The organism is Geminicoccus flavidas, from assembly GCF_009806515.1.
Classification (GTDB): Bacteria; Pseudomonadota; Alphaproteobacteria; order Geminicoccales; family Geminicoccaceae; genus Geminicoccus; species Geminicoccus flavidus.
Genome location: NZ_WUJP01001079.1, coordinates 1 through 1814 on the forward strand (window position 1 = coordinate 1; position 1814 = coordinate 1814).

Annotated in this window: 1 protein-coding gene; it reads right to left on the reverse strand. The window is 73.6% G+C overall.

The window, feature by feature from the left end:
• Positions 1-1814, reverse strand: a 1814-nt coding sequence (locus tag EQG76_RS30685; protein WP_159719016.1) for a polyketide synthase dehydratase domain-containing protein, incomplete at both ends; no start/stop codon positions are given.

Below are 1814 nucleotides of genomic sequence, written 5' to 3' on the forward strand. Positions count from 1 at the left end.
AACACCAGATCGCTCCAGGCGCTGCGGCGCGCGGCCTCCAGCAGCACCAGGACGCCGCCCGGCGCCAGCAGGCTCCGGGCATGCGCCAAGCTGGCGGCGAGGTCGCGGGTGGCATGGAGGACGTTGCCGGCCACCACTAGGTCGTAGCTGGCCGGTACGAAGTCCTGCACCTGTGGATCCCGCTCGATGTCGAGCGGCACGAAGCGGGCCGAGTCCTCGCCGAAGCGCTGGGCGGCCTGGCTCAGGAAGGCCGGAGAGATGTCGGTGAAGTCGTAGCGGAAGCGTCCGGCCGGGACGCGGGCGCGCAGGGCATCGAACAGGGCACCGGTGCCCGCACCGATCTCCAGGATACGCACCGGGCGGGCCGGGTCGGCTGCCTGGATCACGCCTTCGATCGCGGCCAGCACCATGCCGTTCAGGAGCCGGGCGAACCCGGCACCGCCGTACAGAAAGCCGGCCTCGCCATCGCCGAACAGCACCGCCAGGGGATCCTGCTCGCCGCGCAGCACCGGCGGCAGGGCCCGGCCGCAGCGCGCCGCGATCTCAATCTCCGGCAAGGCGCCGAAGCGGCCTTCCAGTTCGGTGCGCAGGCTCTTCGGGTCGGCTGCGGGAGGTGCCTGCACGGCCATGCCGGGCAGGTGGGCGAACAGGCGGCGTCGCTTCGGGTCGACCTCGGATGGGTCGACGGCACGGGCAGCGGCAGCGGCATAGGCCGCCGCCAGCCGCTCCAGCTCAGCACCCAGCTCCGGCGGCGTCGCGAGCTCCGTGGCGGCGGCCGCAGCCGCAGCACGGACCGCCTCGGCCAACACGGCGGGTTCGGGGCTGGTGGCGGCGGCTGGCAGCGGCAGGGGCTGCCAGTCGATCCGGTAGCTCCAGCCCTCGCCGAGCGGAGCGGGCCTCGCGTCGCCGCGCAGCCGCGCGATCGAGAGGCCGTCGATCCGGGCGATTGTCCGGCCGGCTCCGTCGAACAGGCGCAGATCGCCCTGCGCGGCGTCAAGCGTGCCGGTGCCGGGGCGTGCCCGGACATGGACACAGAAGCGCTCCGGGCAGCGGGTCAGGAAGGCCACGCGCTCGATCGCGAACGGTAGGAAGGCGCCTGAGGCGCCGCCGCCGCTGAAGGTGGCGCCCAGCGTCTGGAAGCAGGCATCGAGCGCTGCGGGATGGATCGGCAGCTCCGGGCAGTCCCTGGCCAGGCCCGGCATCAGCTCGATCTCGGCCACGGCCTCACCTGAGCCGCGCCACAGCCGGCGGATACCGCGGAATGCCTGGCCGAGATGGATGCCGCGCTCGTCCAGCATGGCATAGAGCGCGTCCGGGTTGGCCTCATCGGGAGCGCAGCGTGCCAGCACCGCGGTCAGGTCCGCCGGCCCGGCAGGCTGGTCCGGTGCGGTGCTGGCACGGGCATGGAGCACCCAGGCGCCGTCATCGCCGCGCGCGAACAGGGACAGTGTGTCCCCGTCACGCAGGACCTGGACTTCGCGGCCGGCACCGGAGAGTGCCAGCGGGGCCACGAAGGCGATGTCGGCCAGTGCCGCAGGCGCCGCACCACAGGCGCCGAGCAGCATCGCCACGTGCGAGGCGCCGGGCACGATCACGGCATCGCCCACCACATGCTCGCCGAGGAAGGCCGGCCGGTCGGGCGCCAGACGGCTGGTCCAGGCGGTGCCGCCGGTCGCGATCTCGACCGGCTGGCCGAGCATGCCTGCCGGGGCCGGCGCGGATGGCGCGGCCAAGCGGGCTGGCACCCAATATCTCTGCCGCTCGAACGGGTAGTGGGGTGCTGGGGTGGTGGGCAGGTCGAACGGCTGGTCGAT